Source organism: Geomicrobium sp. JCM 19039, assembly GCF_000698145.1.
Taxonomy (GTDB): Bacteria; Bacillota; Bacilli; order Bacillales; family Marinococcaceae; genus Geomicrobium_A.
Genome location: NZ_BAXB01000009.1, coordinates 98,035 through 119,542, shown reverse-complemented (window position 1 = coordinate 119,542; position 21,508 = coordinate 98,035). Strand labels below are relative to the sequence as shown.

The window sequence follows — 21,508 nt, the reverse complement described above, 5'->3', positions numbered from 1 at the left end:
AGTGATTTACAAAAACCGACAACCTTGTCTAGCGTCTTTATTTGCGATTGGATCTTGCTGTAATTCCCGCTCTTGAACGGAATAGATGGAGGTTTTCCAAAGCTCTTCCAGTACCAAGCGCAACACAATCTAATGGTTCTTCAGCGACCAACACCGGCATGTTCGTTTCTTCTCCTAGACGCTTATCCAGACCTTCTAACATCGCCCCACCACCGGTGAGCACAATGCCACGATCCATAATATCTGCAGCCAGTTCAGGCGGCGTGCGCTCAAGCGTCGATTTCACGGTTTCTATGATCGTTGTGATCGTATCTTCAAGTGCTTGTGCAACTTCGTCCGCTTCAATTGAAATCGTCTTAGGAAGTCCTGTAACGAGGTCACGTCCACGAATCTCCATTGATTCAACATTTTCTTGCTTCTCTGCTGATCCAATTTCCATTTTCAAGGCTTCCGACGTACGCTCACCGATCATGAGATTGTACGTCTTCTTGATATACTGAATGATTGATTCGTCCATTTCATCACCGGCCACTCGAATCGATTGGCTCGTGACAATGCCGCCTAAAGAAATGATGGCCACTTCTGTCGTACCGCCACCGATGTCAACAACCATACTGCCCGTAGGCTCCCAAACCGGTAGATCTGCACCAATTGCTGCAGCAAACGGCTCTTCGATCGTATATGCCTCTCTTGCTCCTGCTTGCTTTGTCGCATCTTCCACCGCCCGTTTTTCCACTGCAGTAATTCCTGATGGTACGCAAACCATTACATTTGGCTTACGCGTAAAAACAGAACGGTTCCGTTGTGCTTGACGTATAAAATATTTCATCATTGTCGCGGTCGTATCAAAATCGGCAATTACACCGTCTTTCATTGGTCGAATTGCAACAATGTTACCTGGTGTACGTCCAATCATATTTTTGGCGTCATTACCGACAGCCTCAATTTGTTGGTTGTCTGAACGCGTTGCTACAACTGAAGGTTCACGAACAACAACCCCTTTTCCTTTTACATATACAAGCGTATTCGCTGTCCCCAAGTCAATGCCTAAATCCTTAGAAAAACCACCAAACATCTATGTATCTCCCTTCATTACCTTCAATTGATTCGTCGTTTTATATCATCGTCTCGTTACAATTTCGGTATCTTCATTACGTATTTTTTTACAACTAAGACCCATATCTAGATCTAAATTTCCCTTACTCATTATACGCAATTTTCACCTAAAAACATAGCGGTAAAAACAGCTTTCATAAATTTCCTCAATTCGTCACAATCAAAAAAGAAGCTAAGGACTTTTGCAGGAACGTGACGTTCCCTAAGAAACCTCGCTAATTTTAGCTAGAGATAGGGATTTTAGATAAGTACTCCGAGCTAGGACAATCTATTCCTTTCCGACTGCTAAAGCCTGCAGCTGCAACTCGTTGCTACATTTAGGAAAAAAGATGCTCTGCGCCAGCCAATGATTGCTTCTGCGTGAATATGGAATTCGATACGGTTCATTTTATTTATTTGATACCTTAAAATGGAGCGAAAGGGGTATGGCGGGCTTGGTTCCATTTTGCGCGCAAGTTTGCCTAGTTTAGTGATTTTATCACTTATTCCGCTAAACTTGCACGCAGTTTGTTCGAACTAGAGCGCAGTTTCAATGCCCATAAGCGAGCACCCTGTCGGCCTGAGTGCAGCCGAAGCCAAATCTAACTCGGTTCGGCGCGAACCGCGCCGACAGCTTGCGGGTACTTCGGGGTGGGGATGCACATGTGATCTTGTAATCTGTTCTCTAGTTTGCTCATTCTGTTCCCTAGTTTATGAGAATATACCGCTTTTCCTGCGATTTCCCCCAACTCGAGCACAGTTTCCACTTCACCAACATTACCAATGGTTCTTGAAGAAATTCTTTAGTTCAACTTCTATAGATGCTTATCAACTCTCGCTATGAAGATACACTCGTTTACATAAAAAACCCAAACGTTTGATTGATCACGTTTGGGCTGTTACGTCTATAGGTTCACAGATTCAAATACCCCGCCGAGATCACGTAAGCTCACGTAACATTGGTCACCAATAATGATATGATCCAACACGGGAATGCCAATGATATTGCCACAATCAACGAGCCGTTTTGTTACTTGAATATCTTCTTTACTTGGGGAAGGATCGCCAGAAGGATGGTTGTGCAAACAGATCATTGAAGCGGCTGAACGCCGAATTCCTTCTTTAAATACCTCCCTTGGATGGACGATGCTACTATTTAGCCCGCCAATAAATAACGTTTGTTTGTGCATTACTTGGTTTTTCGTATTCAGGTAGAGGGCAATAAAATGTTCTTGTTGCAAAAAACGCATCTCTTCCATGACCCGCTCAGTCACATCTTCAGGGCCAGAATGATCCACTTCTCTTTTGTATTCATCGTATGGATACGTTTTGCTAACTCTAATGTTGCGCGAATTTCAATTGCTTTTACGAAGCCGATGCCACGAACGGCTTGAAGTTCTTCGACCGTGGCATCTTTTAGTTGTAGAAGACCACCAAATGAAGTAAGCAGACGCTGACTTTGGTCGAGAACAGTTTCTCCGCGACTCCCAGTTCTAAGGAGTATGGCTAACAACTCTTGATTGGACAGCTTGTCTGGTCCTTCTCTGACTAATCGTTCACGGGGCATCTCATTCACGGGTAATTTTACTTCGGGGGGCAGCAAGGGCTCACCTCTTCATATTTGAATTTAACCAATCGGGGTAAATATTGACATGTTCAAGCTCTTGCCTGAGACGAGATAATGGCAGGCCAACAACGTTATAATAATCGCCAACAATTTCTTTAATAAATAGTGCAGCCAGGCCATTAATCCCATACCCTCCGGCTTTGTCTAATGGCTCACCTGTGCGTACATACATGTCGATCTGTTCGTCTGTGAGCGGATAAAATGTCACTTTTGTCTCGGAGTGGAATGTAATTACACTGTCGGTGGTGGCCAAAGCCACTCCAGTAATGACTTGATGGGGTGTCTTGGACAGGCGCGAAAGCATGTCCACGGCATCGCCCGCTTCTTTCGGTTTGCCAATTGGTTCCCCATCTAAAGCGATAACGGTATCTGCGGAGAGGATCACTTCGTCTATCGACATGTCTTCTTGAAACACAAACGCTTTCTTCTTCGCTAAGCTCACCGCGTTCTCTGCAGCGGATTTGTTAGCCTGAAACTCCTCATCAACCGGGCGTGTACGTTGGGTAAACGTGTATCCGGCACTTTTTAACAACGCGACCCGCCTTGGTGATGAGGAAGCTAAAATTAATTGATTGGTCATCGGGAGCACTCCTTTTATGATCATTGGCTCCTATTATGTCACAACTCTTTTACCCATTGCTCATAATCGAGGACAAATTGCATCCATTCTGTATGATCATCTGGGTTGTTTTGCAGTGATTCATAAGATTCAAGAACTTGTTCTCCTGACTGTGTGGAGTTAGAAATGACCGTTTGCACCTCTTCAGTAAGCGGCTCAGGTGCCTCCACACCCGTCCCGATAGATGCTTCAATTTCACTTTGCAATAGATTGGCCGCTGCTGTCACTGTTGGTCGATTGTTTCACTTTCTGGCTCAATCTGAAGTTGTTTGACATACACATCCATTCCATTTGATTCGAATTCTGGCATAAGGTCTTGCTCAGCTTGATTTGCTTCAGTCATACCGACATACAAAAAGATGTATTCACTGTCTGATGCATCGTGCAACACCGCCGGGTAACCAGCGCTCACAAGTTGTCGCTGCACATCTTCGCCTGCTTCCATACTAGAAAAAGCACCCGCTTGTACAACGTCAATTTCTAGAGGTGCCCACGTTGCCTCGTCTCCAACTGACGTTGTCGCTCCGTCCTCTTCTGCTGTCCCCATCACCTGTTCGGCAGAATCAGTAGGGGAAGAGGACGTCACAATTTGCAATAAGGGCAAACCAAACACCACTCCGAGTAACAGAGCTGCTGCAATGAGTCCGATGAATTTCACACGGTCAAAGCCATGCCCTTTTCGTTTTGGACCACCTGAACCTGAAGGTTTCTTTTTGCGATGAAAGGGTAACCCAGGTGCTTTTTTACTCGTCGTTTCCTGTGCTCCTTTTTGCTCCCATTTAAGTTTCTTCTGTACTACATCCACTGTTTCATGGTTAGGGGAAGAAGAATCGGGCATCTTTTCTATCTCTTCAGATTTTGATGTTTCTGCTGCGTGCATTGCTTCTTTTGAAGCTTCTGATGTACGCACAGCAGGAAGTGATCCCTCGGATGTTACCCGCTCATCTTCGTTATTCTTCGCCGGTTTCTCATTTGTTGTTACGGCTTGATCGTTGCCTTTCGTAGGCTCTTTTTTTAGTGATGAGCTGTTCGTCTTCGCATGTGCACTTGTGTTGAGTTTTTTGCCTTTCTTCTTTGCTGCTTCCGACGCACCTTGATCATTGTTCGCCGATTTCTTATTCGTTTTTACATCTTGGTCATCGCCTCGCGCAGGCTCTTTTTTTGATGATGAGCTATTCGTCTTCGCATGTGCACTGTTGTTAGATTCTTTGGCTTTCTTCTTTGATGTTCCAGACCCATCCTTCTTCTTTTCATTCTCATTCTGAAACGTAAACGTCATTTTCCCCCGGTCTTGTCCCATATGAACCTCCCTACCTTGAAGGTATTAATATGAGGACAAGGTTATCATATGGAAAGGACAAACCTTGAAGATTCCTGTCAGTTCAATACAAGGAATAACTGACAATGAATGACAAAGCACGTTCCATTCCTTCCCAAATCCAGTCGTAAGCAAATAAAGTAAGGAGCACAGCTACGGAAATGCTAGGTGCTAAAGGATAATGTTTCGTTTTCCCTTTTCGCACAATACCCGTCATTGTGCCAAACAGTGTCGACAAAAAGAAGACGAGGATAAACATCGAGCTACCAAGCGCCAATGCAAGAATCATAAACAGCTTCACATCGCCACCGCCTATACCTCCGCCTGACAAAGCGAGTACGGCAAACAGGAACAAAAAACAAAGAAAGGCTGTGACGAGCGGATCATACCAAGGAGAGAAAGGTTCGATGAAGAGGCGGTGTACGAGAAATATCAAGCCAAAAAACACAACAATTTTGTTAGGAATTCGTAAATAAAGGAGATCCGTCAACACGACGATGATGCAGAGGGAAATGACGACCAGCGAAAAGAGGAGTTGCGTAGAAACACCAAAGATGAGAAACGCGCTAGCAAATAACGCTCCTGTTATGAGTTCTGTACACGGATACAGTATCGAGATGGGTTGTTTACAATATGAACACCTACCTTTTTGAAAAACATATGAAAACACGGGGATCAAATGAGGCATTCGGAGTGTACGCATACAAAAGGGGCAATGAGAGCGTGGCCAAGAAATAGACAGTCCTCTAGGTATGCGTACAGCAACTACAGAAAAGAATGAACCAAAGATGAAACCAATCATTCCAAAAAAAATCAATTCCGTTCCTTTCCATCACCAACGACCGATCAAACACTGCCACAATAAATAAGATTCGCCATCGACAGTGACATTCCTTCTATCGACAGCAAATCTTTTTATTTTGTCAGAAACGTTCGCATCTCAGAAATAAAAAATAATGAACCTGTAATCAAAATCACGTCTTTTTCTTTCGCGATACGTTTAACATTGCTGTATGCTTTTTGATTATCCGACTCAACAGTGATGCCTGAATAGGACATCGTTTCAGCAACTTCTGTTGGGTTTGCACAGCGTTCATGATCAAAAGAGGTGAGTATGAAAGACGACGGCTGTAACGAAAGGAGAGGTGCATACATTTCGTTTACATCTTTTTCTTTCGTCACCGCTGCGATCACATGGATCGGTCGACCTTTTGCGAACGGTTGCATATACCGAACTAGACTTTCTATTCCTTCAGGGTTATGGGCACCATCAATGAGGGTAAATGGCTTGTCCTTTACTTTCTCCAATCGGCCAGGCCACATCGATTGAACGAGACCACTCTTGATGGCCTGTCGCCCAACCCGATGTCCCATTTTTTGAATTTCAAGCGCGATTGAAACAGCAAGAGCAGCATTGTCAACCTGGTGCCGTCCCCGCATATAGATGCGTAAATCAAGAAGTTCTTGATCTTGAACGCGCAGTGAAAACGTTGAGCCTTCCTCTTCGGTCGTCGCATGTGTCACATGAAAATGATCGTTTAAACGAGTAATCGGAGCGGACCGTTCTGCCGCTTTCTTTTTAATGACTTCGAGGGACGGCTCGTCGGTGACTGACGTGATAACAGGAACTCGAGGTTTAATAATGCCTGCCTTCTCATCTGCGATCGCTTCTACGTGGTCTCCTAGGATGTGCATATGGTCCATCCCGACATTCGTTATCGCACTTACGAGCGGAACGATGACATTGGTGGAATCCAATCTGCCACCTAAACCCACTTCATAAATGACAAAATCAGGGGCGATCGCTTCAAAATAGACGAAAGAAATTAACGTAAGAATTTCGAACTCCGTTGCCGGGCCAAATGGATCATCCGTTTGTTCAATCGCATCCTTTACCGTTTGTGCTGCTCGGACAAAGTCATCTTGATGAATGGGTTCCCCATTTAAACTAATCCGTTCTTCAAACCTCACTACATATGGAGAAGTAAATGTACCAATGGAATATCCTGCAGCTTGGAGGATATTCCGAAGATACGTAACGGTCGAACCTTTTCCATTTGTTCCCCCAATATGGATGCATTGGAGCTTCTTCTCTGGGTTTTGGAGGGTGGATAACACAAGCTCCATACGACCCAGCCCTGGCTTGACGCCAAACTTACGTGCATTTTTCAGCCAGTCCATAACCTCGTCAAAGGTGTTCATTAACATCTGCCCTCCAACTCACTATTGTGCGAGTTTCTCAATCTCTTTTAATCGTTCAATCACTTTTTCTCGCTTCATTTCGTAATCGGCTTTCTTTTCTCGTTCAGCAGCAACCACTTGTTCCGGGGCATTGCTCACAAACTTCTCGTTGGTGAGTTTACCCTCCAGCCGCTTCACTTCTCCATCAAGTTTCTTCTTCTCCCCTTGCAGGCGGGCCAATTCTTCAGAAACATTAATTAAGCCAGCAAGCGGAATATAAAGTTCTAACCCCGACAAAACATGCGAAATCGATTGTTCTGGCGCGACTAATGACCGATCAATTTTCAGTTCTTCTGGCGAACAGAAATGTTCCAAATAATGAACGCCTCTTTGTAATTGTTCAGCAGACGCTTCTGAATTTGGCTTTATATGCAAAGGAATCGGCTTTCTCGGCGCAACGTCCATTTCTCTACGTGTGTTGCGAACGGTCCGGATGATTGATTGGTAAAGTTCCATGTCTGTGAATGCTTCTTCATCCAGCCACGTTGCCTGTGCTTTAGGCCACTCAGCAATCGTAATAGAATCACCCGTGTGTGGCAGGTGCTGCCAAATCTCTTCAGTAATAAATGGCATAAACGGATGAAGCAGACGAAGCGTTTGGTCTAACACATGCGCGAGCACAGAACGGGTCGTTTGTTTATCTTCTTCAACGTCTCCATACAGTGGAAGTTTCGCCATTTCGATATACCAATCACACACATCGTCCCAAATGAAGTTGTAGAGCATCTTTCCGGCTTCACCAAACTCATAACGATCCATTAGACGTGTGACATCAGCGATCGTCTTTTGTAACTTCGCAAGATCCAACGGTCGTGGGTGGCGTTGACGTGCGTGAGGTCAATGTCCTCATACGTAAAGCTTCCATGTTCATGAGCGCAAATCGCGATGCATTCCATATCTTATTGCCAAAGTTCCAGTTTGCGGTTACTTTATCCCATTGGAATTTAAGGTCATTTCCTGGTGATGTGCCTGTCGCAAGTGTGAACCGGAGTGCATCCGCTCCGTATTGTTCGACAACGTCCATCGGATCAACACCGTTCCCGAGGGATTTACTCATCTTCCGTCCTTCTGCATCACGAACCAACCCGTGAATAAGAACATCCTTAAACGGCCGTTCACCGGTAAACTCTAGCCCTTGGAAGATCATTCTTGATACCCAGAAAAAGATGATGTCATATCCAGTTACAAGCACATTCGTCGGGTAGAATCGTTTTAGGTCTTCTGCTTCCTCATTTGGCCAGCCCATCGTTGAGAACGGCCACAATGCTGAACTAAACCACGTATCTAACACATCTTCATCTTGTGTCCAGTTTTCAAGATCCGCTGGTGCTTCTTTTCCTACGTACAGTTCACCTGTTTCGTTATGGTACCACGCAGGAATTTGATGTCCCCACCAAAGCTGTCTAGAAATACACCAATCTCGGATGTTTTCTAGCCATTGCATATACGTGCGTTCAAATCGCTCCGGCACAAATGTGACTTTATTATCCGCATCTGTTTGCAGCTTTATGGCAGCTTCGGCGAGAGGTTTCATATCCACAAACCATTGGGTCGAGAGATAAGGTTCAACGACCGCGCCACTTCGTTCTGAATGACCGACAGAGTGCAGGTGTTGTTCAATGTCAAACAATATGCCGTCAGCTTGTAAATCCTTCACGATTTGTTTGCGGCATTCGAATCGATCTAAACCTTGATATTTGCCAGCATTTTCATTCATTTGCCCAGCTTCATCCATGACGAGAACACGAGGCAGTTCATGACGATTTCCAATTTCAAAATCATTCGGGTCATGAGCTGGTGTAATCTTTACCGCTCCCGAACCGAATTCACGATCGACATACTCATCAGCAACAATTGGGATTTCACGTTGAACGATCGGCAAGATGACGGTTTTTCCAATTAAATGTTTGTAGCGTTCATCTCTTGGATGAACCGCAACCGCTGTATCGCCAAGCATCGTCTCAGGCCGCGTCGTCGCGACTTCGATGTGTCCTTCTTCGTCTTTTAACGGGTAGCGCATGTGATAAAACGCGCCTTCCACTTCTTTGTACTCCACTTCAATGTCTGAAAGCGCTGTTTGAGCTGATGGGTCCCAGTTAATGATGTATTTGCCACGATAGATGAGCCCTTTTTCATATAAACGAACGAACACTTCTTTTACCGCATCTGACAACCCTTCATCTAATGTAAAGCGCTCTCTCGTGTAGTCTAACGACAGACCAAGTGTTGACCATTGCTCTCGAATAAAATCTGCATATTCTTCCTTCCACTGCCAAGACACATCAAGAAACTTTTCTCTGCCCATTTCTCTTCGAGATCGGCCTTCTTCTTTTAGTTTCTGCTCGACTTTGGATTGGGTAGCAATGCCTGCATGGTCCATGCCCGGTAGCCACAACATGTCCTTACCTTCCATTCGTTTCTGACGGGCAATAATGTCTTGTAAAGTCACGTCCCACGCATGCCCTAAATGCAAACGTCCGGTTACATTCGGTGGGGGGATCACAATGGAGTGCGGCTCTCCCTTTCTTTCACCTTCACGAGTAGCTTCGAAAAAGCCATTGTTAATCCAGTAAGGATACCATTTCGATTCGGTTTGTTTTGGGTCATATTTTGTTGCCATGTTTTTCTCTTCAGTCATTGTACGTCCTCCTTTTTTTGAATAAAAAAAGAGCCTTCTCCTTATGAAAAGGACGAAGGGCTCGCGGTACCACCTTTATTTATGAACAAGAATTGTTCATACTCTTAGCAACTGTAACGTAAGTTAACGTATTCCTTCTACTAAGGTCATTCAAAGGATCTGCTCATGGACGACTTCTGCCCTATCCTGTCGGGGGACCTTTCAGCCAAGGGTCCCGTCTCTGTATGAGGATGTGTGCATACTACTTCCATTCTTCGCATGTTGAGGATTCAGTTTGTGTATTTATTGTACCGATGCCTTTACCATTCGTCAACAACATTGGTGACTGATTTGTTTTGAAGGCATAGGATAGAGTAAAAACTAAGAAAGGGGTGTGCTGATGCCCAGATATTATAGTCCGCCCCCGCAGTACCCGTACGGAAAGAAGAAACGACCACCGTGGGTGTATAAATGGCGTGCGGCTGCTGCTCAAATCTTACTTCCGATCATCTGCTTTCAGTTGCTACGTTTGTTGTTTTTTGCCACGTTTATTGATGTGTTGATCCTCATTATTCTTGCTTGTGCTTTCTGGTATTTCCAAAAATAGATATATTTATGCCTCTGTCTATAAAAACAGATCACCGAAAAACCGGATGGGTCATGACGGACATTCGGTTTAATATGATTACCTCGAGTTATGTGAATAAAATTGTGGACAGAATCATTCAATTTCCAGTTAGGGGATACGGGAATTTTGTGATCTTTATATGTATAACTAAAAAAAATCACTAACACTTAATGTTGTAACTGCATCAACCCTCCGTTCCATTCACCTGGCGCAAGAAATTCTCAGACCCTTTTCTGTCACAGAGACTGACGAGACGTGCGTATGGCTTACCATCGGCACCTCTGGAGCCGATGGTTGCACTCCAGAGCACAAGGACGACATCGGTAGTCAAAGTACGCCCACCGTGTTCTCTTGACACTCTAGAGCATAAGGACGAAACGGATCACCTTTCTGCCTACTGGCTAAGGTGTATGGAAAGAAGTCCAAATGCCCCATATATTCATTTACGTGACACTTGAGAAAGAAAAATCATCATCTTAAACGTGAATTCGCACATAAACGGAGTCAACGGTCACAAATCGCGATATATGCGACCGTTGAGGCTGAAAGTGCCCGGTTTGAGGAATGAATTGTCACATAAGTAACAGGCCTTCACATGCTTGTGCCAGGTGATGACCCTAGGTCACGACTTTTTACTCTTCGGTAAACGTTCACCCTGTTTCCCGCAACTCTTGCAGTGACGAACAACGATCCACACCAAAGTTGTCGAAGTAAAACGAGGTGAACATCAACAAACAATAGGAAGCGTTTGCCGTAAAGAGCGATCTCGAACATAGGTACAGTGAAATTCTTCAAGAACCAATGGTAAGCTTGGTAAAGTGGAAACTGTGCTCGAGTTGGGACCGAACGGTTCTCAATTTGGGGGGAAATTGCAGGAAAAGCGGTATATTCTCATAAACTAGGGAACAGATTGAGCAAACTCGGTAACAGATTATAAAGTCACGTGTACATCCCCGCACCGAAGTACCCAATAAGCTGTCGGCGCAAGACGCGCCGAACCGAGTGCGGTTTCGTTTCGGCCCCAGCGGGCCAACGTGTCGTTGGCACTTCAGCCTGGAATCTGCGCTCCAGTTGGAACAAACTGCGCACGAGTTTAGCGGTATGAGCGCCAAAATCGTTAAACTAGACAAACTAGCGCGCAAAATGGCACCGCGCTATCCCTCCAACCCAACACCCAACAGCGCAAATCAGGAAAATGTTAAGTTCATTCTATATGGATCGTTTCAGGGGTGATCTAGATCACCACTCCCCTAAAATTCCCAAATGCTATACAGCTAGAGGTGTTTGTGAGCAATCACTAGCTCAACACTAGTAAAGAGCTAATGCAAACTCAAGATCAAACGTCTTCATATACTTGGATGATGCACATCCCCACTAGCATGGCTCAAGGCGGAAGCGAACATGACGTGCTATGTGATTTTTATGACTTCAAAATATTTAGTCCAGCACATACAGGTGGCATTCTAAACACCCCACCTTCTGCAAAAAAGCAGCCACGAGACTAGGTTGCACTTTGTCTCATGGCTGCTTCTTGGTCTTCTTTCCACTTCACTAGCTCTGCGCCGTATCTTAGAGCATTCAAACGCAGTTCTAGCATTGCCGTCCACTGGTGCTCCGCATAGCTTTGAGGATTGGCTCGATATTGTTCGACAAAATCAATAATCGGTGTTGGTGTTAGCATCAACGCCTTGAGTAACGACGTATCTGCTTCTCCCCATAGAGGACCATATGCCTCATACGTACCAACGATTGCTTGGTAGTCTAACGCATGAAACGGTTGGTTTCTTGCAATGTCTTGATAAAAATAGGCAAGATCATATGCGGGATGATTCGGTCCACTCGCTTCCCAATTCGTCCACCATGCATTTCCATCGGCTGCAATTAAACCGTGCTCGATTGAAGGTTTTCCGTGACAAAAGACAAACCGATACGTTTCTTTTTCCTTCACGTGGCGAGCCCAATTTTGAAATCCACTTTTCCCAGATTGGAACATTCGTTCTAAAAATGGACCGGCATGCAAATACGTCATCGTGAACGGAGAAATAAATCTAGACTGCTCAAGCTGGTCTGCCAACTGTTCCATATGAAGACGCTGTTGATTCCATATGAAATCAACTTCTTGTTCGTATTCCTCCAAGGCACCCTCTTCAATGGTTTGCTCATTTTCAGAGATCTTATGATTCGCTGCAAGAACAGATAATAATCTGAGCTCTTTGGATGGTGGAGACGTGAGCGTTTGTTCTTCTACCCAAGGTTCTAAATAATAATCATATCCTTCAGCTTCAAAAACAGGAAAATCCCCTCGCGTACTTGTCATGAGGGGGATAATCCCTTGAATCCCTGAACGTTCACCGTAACGTAAATGTTGCAAGAACGTATCCCGTTCCCCGGGTGTTCGGTCCCATCGCTTCATCGCCATAGGACCGTCCGGGTGGTCAACTTTTATTACGCGGTCACTCACCCACTGCCAGTCGGACGGACGGTCAACAATGGTGTGTACGGCCGCACGCCACGCCTGATCATTCATGTTGAGCTTGCACTGGAATGTAAATAATTTCACCAGCTTCAACATGGTTCATGTCCATATTGTTCCATCTTAAAAGTTGTTGAACGGAAAACCCGTACCGCTCAGCGATCGTGTCTAACGATTCATTATCTTGAATGATGCACATTTTCATTTTGGTGAACGTCTCCCGATCCCATTTTTCAAGCATCTCTGTAAGGTATAGCGCGTTCTCTCTTCTTTTTTCAGGCTTTTGTGGCTCTTCTTCCACATCTTCCTCATGATTGTCTACAGGCTCCTCATCTAACGGCTCTCTGCTGTAGCGTGCCTCGCTGTCATAAGAAGGCTCTTCTTGGGCACGGTGACTATTCAAATTCAAGTGGACATCTTCTTTTTCTTCTTCCACTCCGGTCCATTGTTCTTGTTCTTCTTCTTGTTCTTGTTCTTCTTCTTGTTCAACCTCTTCGGTCGACTCATCACCATTTGAAATATGATCGTCCACAAAAGCGGTGTGTTCAATACGATCGGTATCCTCATCTGTTACTTCTTGCGCGTCGTAGTAAGACTTCACTTCATCTCGAGCGAAAGGCTCTTCTTCTAGTTCGTCAACTTCTTCATCAAGCTCGGAGGACCATGATTCTTGAGTAACATCGCTTTCTTCTTCATATCGCTCTTCAGCGTATTCTTCCTCCGGTACTTTCACTTCATGAGTAAACCTCGGAAATGGCTCAGGCGGTGATGCAATCGTCTTTTCAGCTTTCGCATCTTGATGCTCATCAATCATGCCCGTAATCGTAACATCCGCTGCCAGTTGGATGCAGCTCGGTTCGGGAAGATCGTAATCAAAGCTGTCTACTTGAACATACAACTCTTCGACACTTTGGATCCGATTTAACGGAATGGAAACTTCAATCGGAAAGAAGTGCTTGATTTCACGTTCGCCATTTTCTGTCGTTCGCACGCTGTCAATTCTTTGGGGAACACCCCCACCTTCATAATCTTCAAAGCTCTCGTTTTGATCAAACGGAACATACTGACCGAGTAGGTGCAACCCTCCTTTAATGCTCACTTGGTGATCATCTTCTTGAATCGTTAATTCAGGTTCAAGCTCCAGCCCTAGGATGGTTTGGATTCTCTCGCCCTGGTCTAGCCATACCGATTCTTCAAGGTTAAACGTTAACGCAGATGGCTGTTCTTGGCTCACAGTCAGCTCCTCCTTTTCTACTCAACGTAATCTTTCTTTGCCTAGCCGTTCACTGATTGTCATCCCGACTTTTGCTCACCAAACATTGTGACCCTTCCCGTATATCCAACCCTTTTTACAAGACGGTGGGAATATCACTACAGATTTAGCCAGTACGCTATCAACGTATGTCACCAACTCGGAAAATATGTTCATAAACCTAAGTCTGCTCTCGTTAAAAAGACGCCAAAAGCTGTTCGCTTTTGGCGTCTTTTTTAAAATCGTAGGGTACACATTAGATTCTAGATAATGCTCGTTCAGCAGCTGCAATCGTTTCTTCAATCATTTCATCGGTATGCTGCGTACTCAAAAACATACCTTCAAATTGTGACGGTGCAATTGAAATACCTTCTTGCAACATTTCTCTGAAATACGCGGCAAACTGCTCAACATTTGATGATTTCGCGGTGTTGAAATCAACGACGGGGCCGTCGTTAAAGAATAACCCAACCATCGAGCCTGCACGGTTAAATGTAACAGTAATGCCATGTTTCTTTGCGGCTTCAGTAATTCCTTCTTCTAAACGAGCACCTTTTCTTTCAAATTCTTCATAGTGCTCTGGTGTCACTTGAGAAAGTGTCATATACCCTGCGGTCATCGCGAGAGGATTTCCAGACAATGTTCCTGCTTGATAGATCGGACCGCTTGGCGCTACTTGCTCCATAATTTCTTTTTTACCGCCGTAAGCACCGACCGGCAATCCCCCTCCGATGACTTTGCCGAGCGTAGTCAAATCAGGTGTAACAGAGAACCTGCCTTGTGCAGAATGGAAACCTGCTCGGAAACCAGACATCACTTCATCGAAAATCAGCAGACTTCCGTACTCTTTAGTCATGTGACGAACGCCTTGTAAAAACCCTTCCTCTGGTAAAACGACACCCATGTTCCCAGCCACCGGCTCAAGAATCACTGCTGCAATATCATCGCCGTATTTTTCAAACACGAGTTGCAAGCTATCCAAGTCATTGTAAGGGACGGTGAGTGTATTTGAAGCTGTACCTTCGGGTACTCCTGGGCTATCCGGAAGTCCAAGTGTCGCCACCCCAGAACCGGCTTTAATGAGTAACGAATCGCCATGTCCGTGGTAGTTCCCTTCCATTTTGACAATCTTGTTTCTGCCCGTATACCCACGAGCTAAGCGTAGTGCACTCATCGTCGCCTCTGTACCAGAGTTAACGAACCGCACCATTTCAACAGAAGGAACACGGTCGATAACGAGTTCCGCAAGCTCTGTCTCCATCGTGTGAGACGCCCCGAAACTAGTGCCGAGCTCTGTTGTCTTTTTAAGGTGTTCAACGACTACTGGATCAGCATGACCGAGCAACAACGGCCCCCATGACAGTACGTAATCGATGTATGTCTGATCATCGAGGTCGGTGATGTGTGCACCGTTCCCACTCTTCATGTAAATGCCGTGGTCCATTCCGACTGAACTGTATGCACGTACAGGGCTGCTTACCCCTCCTGGCATGATTGGTTTTGCTTTTTCATACGCTTGTTTTGAATTGTTAAATGTACGCATTATGAACTCCTTTCATTGATCCATCTGGCCATGTCTTTTGCGAAATACGTAATAATAAGATCAGCACCTGCACGCTTCATACTCACTAATTTCTCTTGAACCGTTTCTTTCTCATCTAGCCAGCCATTTTGAGCCGCAGCTTTAATCATGGAATATTCACCTGATACGTTGTAAGCAACAACTGGATAATTCGTCTGATTTTTAATGTCTCGCATCACATCAAGATAGGATAGCGCCGGCTTAACGATAAAGAAGTCAGCACCTTCTCGCTCATCAGATGCTGCTTCGCGCATCGCTTCTAAACGATTTGCCGGGTCCATTTGGTACGTTCTTCGATCTCCAAATGCTGGTGAACTGTGAGCCGCATCTCGGAATGGACCGTAAAATGCAGAGGCGTACTTGACGGAATAAGCCATGAGTGCACGATCTGCAAAACCTGCTTCATCAAGACCTTCTCGAATCGCTTTTGTAAATCCATCCATCATGTTGGATGGGGCAATGATATCAGCACCTGCTCGTGCCTGAGATACAGCGGTTTCCGTTAACAACCGAAGAGATTCATCATTTAACACTTCACCTTCATGAATGACACCACAATGCCCATGATCGGTATACTGACACAAACACGTGTCGGCAATGACGACGAGGTGTGGATGCCGCTCCTTCACTTGACGAATGGCTCGCTGAACAATCCCTTCTTCTGCATAGGCTTGGCTGCCGACATCATCTTTATGGGCGGGTACACCGAACAAGATGATTGATGAAATTCCTAAGTTCACAATCTCATCAATTTCATCATCTAATCGGTCCAACGAATAGTGGAACACTCCAGGCATCGAAGGAACTTCTTTGCCAACATCACTGCCTTCCACTGCAAAAATCGGATAAATGAGATCGTCTTTCTCAATACGCGTTTCTCGTACCAAACCCCGCATTGTTTCACTGCTTCTTAGACGTCGATGTCTGTCAAAACTCATCTCACTCACTGTGAATCCCCCTATTCAAATACGTACAAATCGTTGTAGCTAAACTTTCAAATGTTGCTTGTGGTGCTGCAATTACTTGAGAAAAACCCGTTCGTAACGCCCTTTGTTCAGTAACCGGACCGATGACAAAGGCGATCGTTTTTGCCGGGATGATTTGCAAATGGCTCATCACTTGCTCGTAAGCGGATACTGCACTTGGACTTGTAAAGACGACAGGATGATGAACATGTTGGCGCCAAACGTCTATGTCTGCATGCGTGGCAACGGTTTCGTAAACAGAAACCGCATGCACATGCACAGCAAAACGTTGGAGCTCTTGTTCCAACACGAGTCGAGCTTGCTTGCTTTTTGGAAAAAGTATCCGCTCTCCAGGTAGTAGCTTCTTTCGTAACACTTCTAACAGACCTTCGGCATTTTCTTTGCCCGCACTTGGAACGACATCAACAGTAAACCCTGCTTGTTCAGCCGCTCGACTTGTTTTCTTGCCTACGGCAGCAACCTTTACAGTCGTATAATCCAACTCAACCTGTTGTAGGAAAAACGAAACGGCATTGGCACTCGTAAAGATGATTCGATCTATCTCCGTTGGGTTAGGAAGATGCTGCTCTGTATGTAGGCGTTGTAACTCGACGAGAGGAAAATGACAAGCAGCAATTCCGACTTGTTCAATTGCTTGAACGAGATTGTCTTTCACCCCTTCTTTTTTTCTTCTCGTGACGATGACGGCACGGCTCAAGATTCTCGCTGCTCAGCACGTACTTGTTCGAGTATTTCTTTCCCTCCACGTTCAAAGAGATTCGCTGCTGCAATTTTACCCAATTGCTCGGGATCATCTCCGGTGAGTTCTTCTTTGAGCAAAGTTTTTCCGTCCGTAGAAGCGATTAGTGCCGTCAATGTTAGTTGCCGCCCTTCATTCATCGTTGCATGGGCTGCAACTGGAACCGTACAACTACCTTCAACGTTTCTTAGAAATGAGCGTTCCGCACTGACGGTATGAGACACTTCCTCATCGTGCAAATGCTGTAGAATGGTAATGACTTCCTCATCACCGACTCGACATTCAAGCCGAGAGCACCTTGGCCAACGGCAGGTATGCTTACTGTTGGATCCAAAAATTCCGTCACGACTTCATTTGTCCATCCCATGCGGCTAAGACCTGCAGCAGCCAATATGATCGCGTCGAAATTCTCCTCTTTTAGCTTGCGCATTCTCGTTTCAATGTTTCCACGAATCCAGTGTACTTGTAAATCTGGGCGAACTGCGAGCACTTGAGCTTGTCGACGTAAACTGCTCGTTCCTACAACTGACCCACTAGGTAATTCCATTAACGTTTCACCGCTATTGGATAACAGTGCGTCGCGAGGATCTTCTCGTTCGGTTACGGCAGCTAGCGTAAAAGCTTCAGGCAGGACAGATGGCACGTCCTTCATGCTATGTACAGCAAGATCAACTTCGCCTTCACGAAGCGCATGCTCAATCTCTTTCACAAATAAAGCTTTCCCACCTACTTTTGATAACGTGACATCTAGAATGCGATCTCCTTTTGTTACAATCTTTTTGAGTTCAAATTCATACGGTAACCCTAAAGATTCTAACTGGCTTAGCACCCATTCTGCCTGATTAACCGCCAAGTTGCTTTTTCTCGTTCCAATGACAATTTTCCTCATCATGTTGCCTCCATTATACCTAGATTCGTGGAATACACGAAAGCAACCAGAAAGCGGTGCGCCTTCCGGTTGTCTTTGGTGTTACTATGCTAAACAATGACATCTCTTGCATAGCGATACTGCAAAAGCTCTTGGAGCACTCGACCTTCTAAATATTGGGTTTCGACAGTCGGTTCCGCTCGATCTTCAGACGGTCTAAACGTCTTTTGTTCACGTGCTTTTAGCGCTGATAATTCTTCTTCTAAACCGAAGATCTCAACAAATAAGGCAAGAGATTGCTCTCGATCATTTTCCCCAGACATTTCCTTCGCACGAGTGATCGGTTCTTTTAAAAGTTGGTTGACGATACTCTTTGTATGCTTGGAAAGTACTTTTCTTTCTCTTGAGGTCAACTCTGGCATCTTCCGTTCAATGCTCTCCATCGTCTCTTGTTGAATGGTTAGTGCTTTTTCCCGTAATGCAGAAATGACAGGAACAACACCAAGCGTTTCAATCCATGCCTTAAAATCGGCAATTTCTTGTTGAATCATGCGCTCAATTTGAATTGCAGCTTCCTTTCGGTCTTCCATATTGGCTGCAACAATGCCTTCCAAGTCATCGATGTCATAAAGAAACACACCGTTCATCGTACCGAGCTCTGGGTCCAAGTCACGGGGAACCGCAATATCGACCATAAACAAAGGCTGATCGGATCGTAACGACAATGTGTCTTCAACACCGGCTTTTGTCAGAACATATTGATCGGCACTCGTTGATGAGATGAGAATGTCTGCTTCTTTTAAACACTCGTGCAGTTCTTCAATGTCTCTTGCTTGAGCACTCATGTTATTTGCGAGTTCTCGCGCTCGTTCAAATGTACGATTCATAACTGTAATACTTGCCGCACCATTTGCTTCAAGGTGCTTCGCTGTCAGTTCGCTCATCTTCCTGCGCCTAAAATAAGAACATGTTTGTCCGCTAAATTCCCAAGCACTTGCTTTCCTAGCTCTACAGCTGCATAGCTAATGGACGCTGGGTTATCATTAATGCTGTCTCTGCATGTGCTCGTTTTGAAAACGTGACCGCTTGACGAAACAACTGATTAAACACCGTCCCCGTTGCATCGTTCTTTTGGGCCAGGGAGAAGCTTGATTTCACTTGTCCAAGAATCTGTGTTTCACCAAGAATCATCGATTCAAGCCTGAAGATACGCGCAATAAGTGCTCGATGGCTTCATCGTTTTCTCGAATGTTTAACACCGGCTGAAAGATTTCTTGCTGAACATCAAACCATTGCGCGATAAACTTCTTTGTGAAATGTCGACCGGTGTGCAATTGGTCAACAACGGCATAAATCTCCGTCCGGTTACACGTAGAAATAATCGTGCATTCCAAAATACTCTTCATGTCTCTTAACATGTGGAGAGCTTTGGGTAATTCTTCTTCATCAAACGCGAATTGTTCCCGCAAATCGACAGGGGCACTTTTATAGTCGATGCTAGCAACAATAATATGCATATTTCGTCTCCACCCCCAATGATAAAGCTCTGCTTCTTCTCTGCTAAAGATCGTTACACGAGCCTAATTCTCTATTTATATTGTAACATGGCAAGCATGCGTCTGAATGCACGAAAATGTGAACAACCTCTGAAACGATACGGTAATGAGTATCTTCATCTTTTCCATTAGAACACACTTCTAACCTTCGTTCAACAGAACTGCTCATTTCGACAAGTGCTCTTTATATTGTAGCCAAATTCCCCCATTCCATGTAAAGAATTAAGGAATACAACGAAAGGCACAATGCTCAAGTGAGATTCATTGTGCCCCGAACGTCAAATTTGTAATAAGCGACGGATTTCTTTCCAAGCTTGATCTTTGCCATCACCAGTTTCTGAAGAAAATGCAACGTATCGGTCTTCTTCATGAAGTTCAATGATGTCTAAAATGTTCTTTATATGCTTTGTTCGTTGGGTTTTATTAATCTTATCAATCTTCGTGAGTACTAACAAAATTGGAACCTCGTAATGCTTCAACCAATCATACATCAAAAGGTCGTCGTTCGTAGGATCGTGCCTAGCATCGACTAACAACACGACTCCTCTTAACTTGTCTCTCGTCGTTAAGTATTCCTCGATCATTCTACCCCACGCTGCACGTTCCTTTTTGGACACTTTCGCATAACCATACCCAGGAATATCAACAAAATAACAGACATCGTTAATATTGAAGAAATTCAATGTCTTTGTTTTGCCTGGTTGCTGAGATGTGTACGCGAGCTTTTTGCGTGTTGTCATCGTATTAATAAATGATGATTTCCCAACATTGGACCTCCCTGCAAAGGCAAGTTCAGGGAAGTCTTCAGTTGGATACTGGTCTGGACCAACGGCACTGATCTTTAATTCTGCTTTATTTACGTTCATCTTTCTCTCCCAACGCATGCTTTACAACTTCATCAAAGCTCGTCACATCGACAAACTCGACAGCTTCTTTCACACTATCTGGCACATCATCTAAGTCTTTGACATTATCATGAGGAATGATAATTTTTGTGAGACCGGCACGATGCGCACTCATCGACTTTTCTTTTAGACCACCAATAGGTAGTACACGTCCACGCAACGTCATTTCTCCTGTCATGCCGACTTCCTTCTTCACAGGTCGGCCCGTCAATGCTGATAACAGAGCTGTGGCCATTGTAATTCCTGCAGAAGGACCGTCTTTTGGTGTCGCCCCTTCGTACATGAATGTGAATATCATACTTCTCATGAAACCGCTCATCAATGCCAAATTCATCTGCTTTCGAACGAATGTAACTAAACGCCGCTCGGGCGGACTCTTTCATGACATCCCCAAGTTTCCCGGTCAGTGTGAGATTTCCTTTTCCCTTTGCCAATGACACTTCGATAGACAGCGTGTCGCCACCTGCGGCTGTGTACGCCAAACCTGTAGCTGCACCGATCTGGTCTTCTTCTTCTGCCATCCCATACCGAAACTTCGGTTTTCCGAGCATCTCCTCAACGATACTCTCGGTAATAATGACACGTTTTTTCTCTCCGGCTACGATCTGTTTAGCCGCTTTTCTACAAAGCGTTGCGATGCTCCGCTCTAGATTTCTGACGCCCGCTTCGCGTGTATAGTAACGGACCACTTTCATTAGTGCTTGTTCGCGGATTTGCACGTCACTTTTCGTTAACCCATGTACTTTAATTTGTTTTGGCAACAAATGATCCGTAGCAATGGCTTGTTTCTCGATTTCCGTGTAACCTGCAATGTGGATCATCTCCATCCGGTCACGTAACGGTGCGGGGATTGCCCCCACTTGATTTGCTGTCGTGACAAACATGACATTGGAAAGGTCATACGTTTCCTCGATGTAATGGTCACCAAACTGATGGTTTTGCTCAGGGTCTAACACTTCAAGCATAGCTGATGACGGATCTCCTCGAAAATCACTCGCCATT

The 21,508-nt window shown here is 44.9% G+C and carries 13 protein-coding genes, 5 pseudogenes and 1 other annotated feature; of the genes and pseudogenes, 1 reads left to right on the top strand and 17 read right to left on the bottom strand.

Features of this window, described 5'->3' with window-relative positions:
- Nucleotides 1-37 precede the first annotated feature (37 nt).
- The 8 genes and pseudogenes from JCM19039_RS10825 to JCM19039_RS10790 form a co-directional block, all read right to left on the bottom strand.
- Nucleotides 38-1,075 carry a rod shape-determining protein gene (locus JCM19039_RS10825; RefSeq protein ID WP_042426975.1) on the bottom strand — a complete coding sequence of 346 codons (1,038 nt, stop codon included), beginning with the start codon at nucleotides 1,073-1,075 and terminating at the stop codon, nucleotides 38-40.
- Nucleotides 1,076-2,000: 925 nt separating this feature from the next.
- Nucleotides 2,001-2,662 (bottom strand): annotated as a pseudogene (radC, locus tag JCM19039_RS10820) (DNA repair protein RadC).
- 40 nt (nucleotides 2,663-2,702) lie between these two features.
- Nucleotides 2,703-3,302, bottom strand: a complete 600-nt coding sequence (locus JCM19039_RS10815; protein ID WP_042426971.1) for a nucleoside triphosphate pyrophosphatase — start codon at nucleotides 3,300-3,302, stop codon at nucleotides 2,703-2,705.
- Nucleotides 3,303-3,340: 38 nt separating this feature from the next.
- Nucleotides 3,341-3,547, bottom strand: a complete 207-nt coding sequence (locus JCM19039_RS10810) for a hypothetical protein (RefSeq protein ID WP_152550176.1) — start codon at nucleotides 3,545-3,547, stop codon at nucleotides 3,341-3,343.
- Nucleotides 3,548-3,564: 17 nt separating this feature from the next.
- Nucleotides 3,565-4,641, bottom strand: coding sequence for a hypothetical protein (locus tag JCM19039_RS10805; protein WP_042426965.1), 1,077 nt, complete (start codon nucleotides 4,639-4,641; stop codon nucleotides 3,565-3,567).
- A gap of 82 nt (nucleotides 4,642-4,723) precedes the next feature.
- Complete coding sequence (locus JCM19039_RS25485) at nucleotides 4,724-5,461, bottom strand: A24 family peptidase (protein ID WP_373975472.1); 738 nt, start codon at nucleotides 5,459-5,461, stop codon at nucleotides 4,724-4,726.
- Nucleotides 5,462-5,574: 113 nt separating this feature from the next.
- Nucleotides 5,575-6,861, bottom strand: a complete 1,287-nt coding sequence (locus JCM19039_RS10795; protein WP_052398701.1) for a folylpolyglutamate synthase/dihydrofolate synthase family protein — start codon at nucleotides 6,859-6,861, stop codon at nucleotides 5,575-5,577.
- 21 nt (nucleotides 6,862-6,882) lie between these two features.
- Nucleotides 6,883-9,538 (bottom strand): annotated as a pseudogene (locus tag JCM19039_RS10790) (valine--tRNA ligase).
- Nucleotides 9,539-9,583: 45 nt separating this feature from the next.
- Nucleotides 9,584-9,802: a binding site (T-box leader), on the bottom strand.
- A 115-nt stretch (nucleotides 9,803-9,917) separates the two neighbouring features.
- Here JCM19039_RS10790 and JCM19039_RS10785 point away from each other — a divergent pair.
- The gene (locus tag JCM19039_RS10785; RefSeq protein ID WP_042399091.1) at nucleotides 9,918-10,124 is read left to right on the top strand and encodes a hypothetical protein; all 207 of its coding nucleotides are present in this window, start codon (nucleotides 9,918-9,920) and stop codon (nucleotides 10,122-10,124) included.
- 1,522 nt (nucleotides 10,125-11,646) lie between these two features.
- Here JCM19039_RS10785 and JCM19039_RS10780 read toward each other — a convergent pair.
- The 9 genes and pseudogenes from JCM19039_RS10780 to JCM19039_RS26500 form a co-directional block, all read right to left on the bottom strand.
- Nucleotides 11,647-12,672: a hypothetical protein gene (locus tag JCM19039_RS10780; protein ID WP_042426958.1), complete on the bottom strand. Its 1,026-nt coding sequence runs from the start codon at nucleotides 12,670-12,672 to the stop codon at nucleotides 11,647-11,649.
- Nucleotides 12,665-13,852 (bottom strand): stage VI sporulation protein D, encoded by a 1,188-nt coding sequence (gene spoVID, locus JCM19039_RS10775; protein ID WP_042426955.1) that lies wholly within the window; start codon nucleotides 13,850-13,852, stop codon nucleotides 12,665-12,667. The genes JCM19039_RS10780 and spoVID overlap by 8 nt, the downstream gene beginning before the upstream one ends.
- 274 nt (nucleotides 13,853-14,126) lie before the next feature.
- A complete protein-coding gene (gene hemL, locus JCM19039_RS10770) occupies nucleotides 14,127-15,413 on the bottom strand; it encodes a glutamate-1-semialdehyde 2,1-aminomutase (RefSeq protein WP_042426952.1) in 1,287 nt (428 codons plus the stop codon).
- Nucleotides 15,413-16,390: a porphobilinogen synthase gene (hemB, locus tag JCM19039_RS10765; RefSeq protein ID WP_373975470.1), complete on the bottom strand. Its 978-nt coding sequence runs from the start codon at nucleotides 16,388-16,390 to the stop codon at nucleotides 15,413-15,415. The genes hemL and hemB overlap by 1 nt, the downstream gene beginning before the upstream one ends.
- Before the next feature lies 1 nt (nucleotide 16,391).
- Nucleotides 16,392-17,135, bottom strand: a complete 744-nt coding sequence (locus JCM19039_RS10760) for a uroporphyrinogen-III synthase (protein WP_042426946.1) — start codon at nucleotides 17,133-17,135, stop codon at nucleotides 16,392-16,394.
- Nucleotides 17,132-18,066, bottom strand: a pseudogene (hemC, locus tag JCM19039_RS10755) (hydroxymethylbilane synthase). Before hemC ends, JCM19039_RS10760 begins: the two are co-directional and overlap by 4 nt.
- An 89-nt stretch (nucleotides 18,067-18,155) precedes the next feature.
- A pseudogene (hemA, locus tag JCM19039_RS10750) lies at nucleotides 18,156-19,562 on the bottom strand (glutamyl-tRNA reductase).
- Between the two features lie 317 nt (nucleotides 19,563-19,879).
- On the bottom strand, nucleotides 19,880-20,467 hold the full coding sequence (gene yihA, locus JCM19039_RS10745) for a ribosome biogenesis GTP-binding protein YihA/YsxC (protein ID WP_042426942.1): 588 nt from the start codon (nucleotides 20,465-20,467) through the stop codon (nucleotides 19,880-19,882).
- Nucleotides 20,454-21,507 (bottom strand): annotated as a pseudogene (locus JCM19039_RS26500) (S16 family serine protease). Before JCM19039_RS26500 ends, yihA begins: the two are co-directional and overlap by 14 nt.
- Nucleotide 21,508: the final 1 nt, after the last annotated feature.

Bases quoted from the DNA above. Each gene is read 5' to 3' on its own strand.
- hemL (WP_042426952.1), bottom strand. From the start codon at position 15,413: ATGCGTACATTTAACAATTCAAAACAAGCGTATGAAAAAGCAAAACCA.
- yihA (WP_042426942.1), bottom strand. From the start codon at position 20,467: ATGAACGTAAATAAAGCAGAATTAAAGATCAGTGCCGTTGGTCCAGAC.
- hemB (WP_373975470.1), bottom strand. From the start codon at position 16,390: ATGAGTTTTGACAGACATCGACGTCTAAGAAGCAGTGAAACAATGCGG.
- JCM19039_RS10795 (WP_052398701.1), bottom strand. From the start codon at position 6,861: ATGAACACCTTTGACGAGGTTATGGACTGGCTGAAAAATGCACGTAAG.
- JCM19039_RS10805 (WP_042426965.1), bottom strand. From the start codon at position 4,641: ATGGGACAAGACCGGGGGAAAATGACGTTTACGTTTCAGAATGAGAAT.
- JCM19039_RS10825 (WP_042426975.1), bottom strand. From the start codon at position 1,075: ATGTTTGGTGGTTTTTCTAAGGATTTAGGCATTGACTTGGGGACAGCG.
- JCM19039_RS10785 (WP_042399091.1), top strand. From the start codon at position 9,918: ATGCCCAGATATTATAGTCCGCCCCCGCAGTACCCGTACGGAAAGAAG.
- JCM19039_RS25485 (WP_373975472.1), bottom strand. From the start codon at position 5,461: ATGATTGGTTTCATCTTTGGTTCATTCTTTTCTGTAGTTGCTGTACGC.
- JCM19039_RS10780 (WP_042426958.1), bottom strand. From the start codon at position 12,672: ATGAATGATCAGGCGTGGCGTGCGGCCGTACACACCATTGTTGACCGT.
- JCM19039_RS10815 (WP_042426971.1), bottom strand. From the start codon at position 3,302: ATGACCAATCAATTAATTTTAGCTTCCTCATCACCAAGGCGGGTCGCG.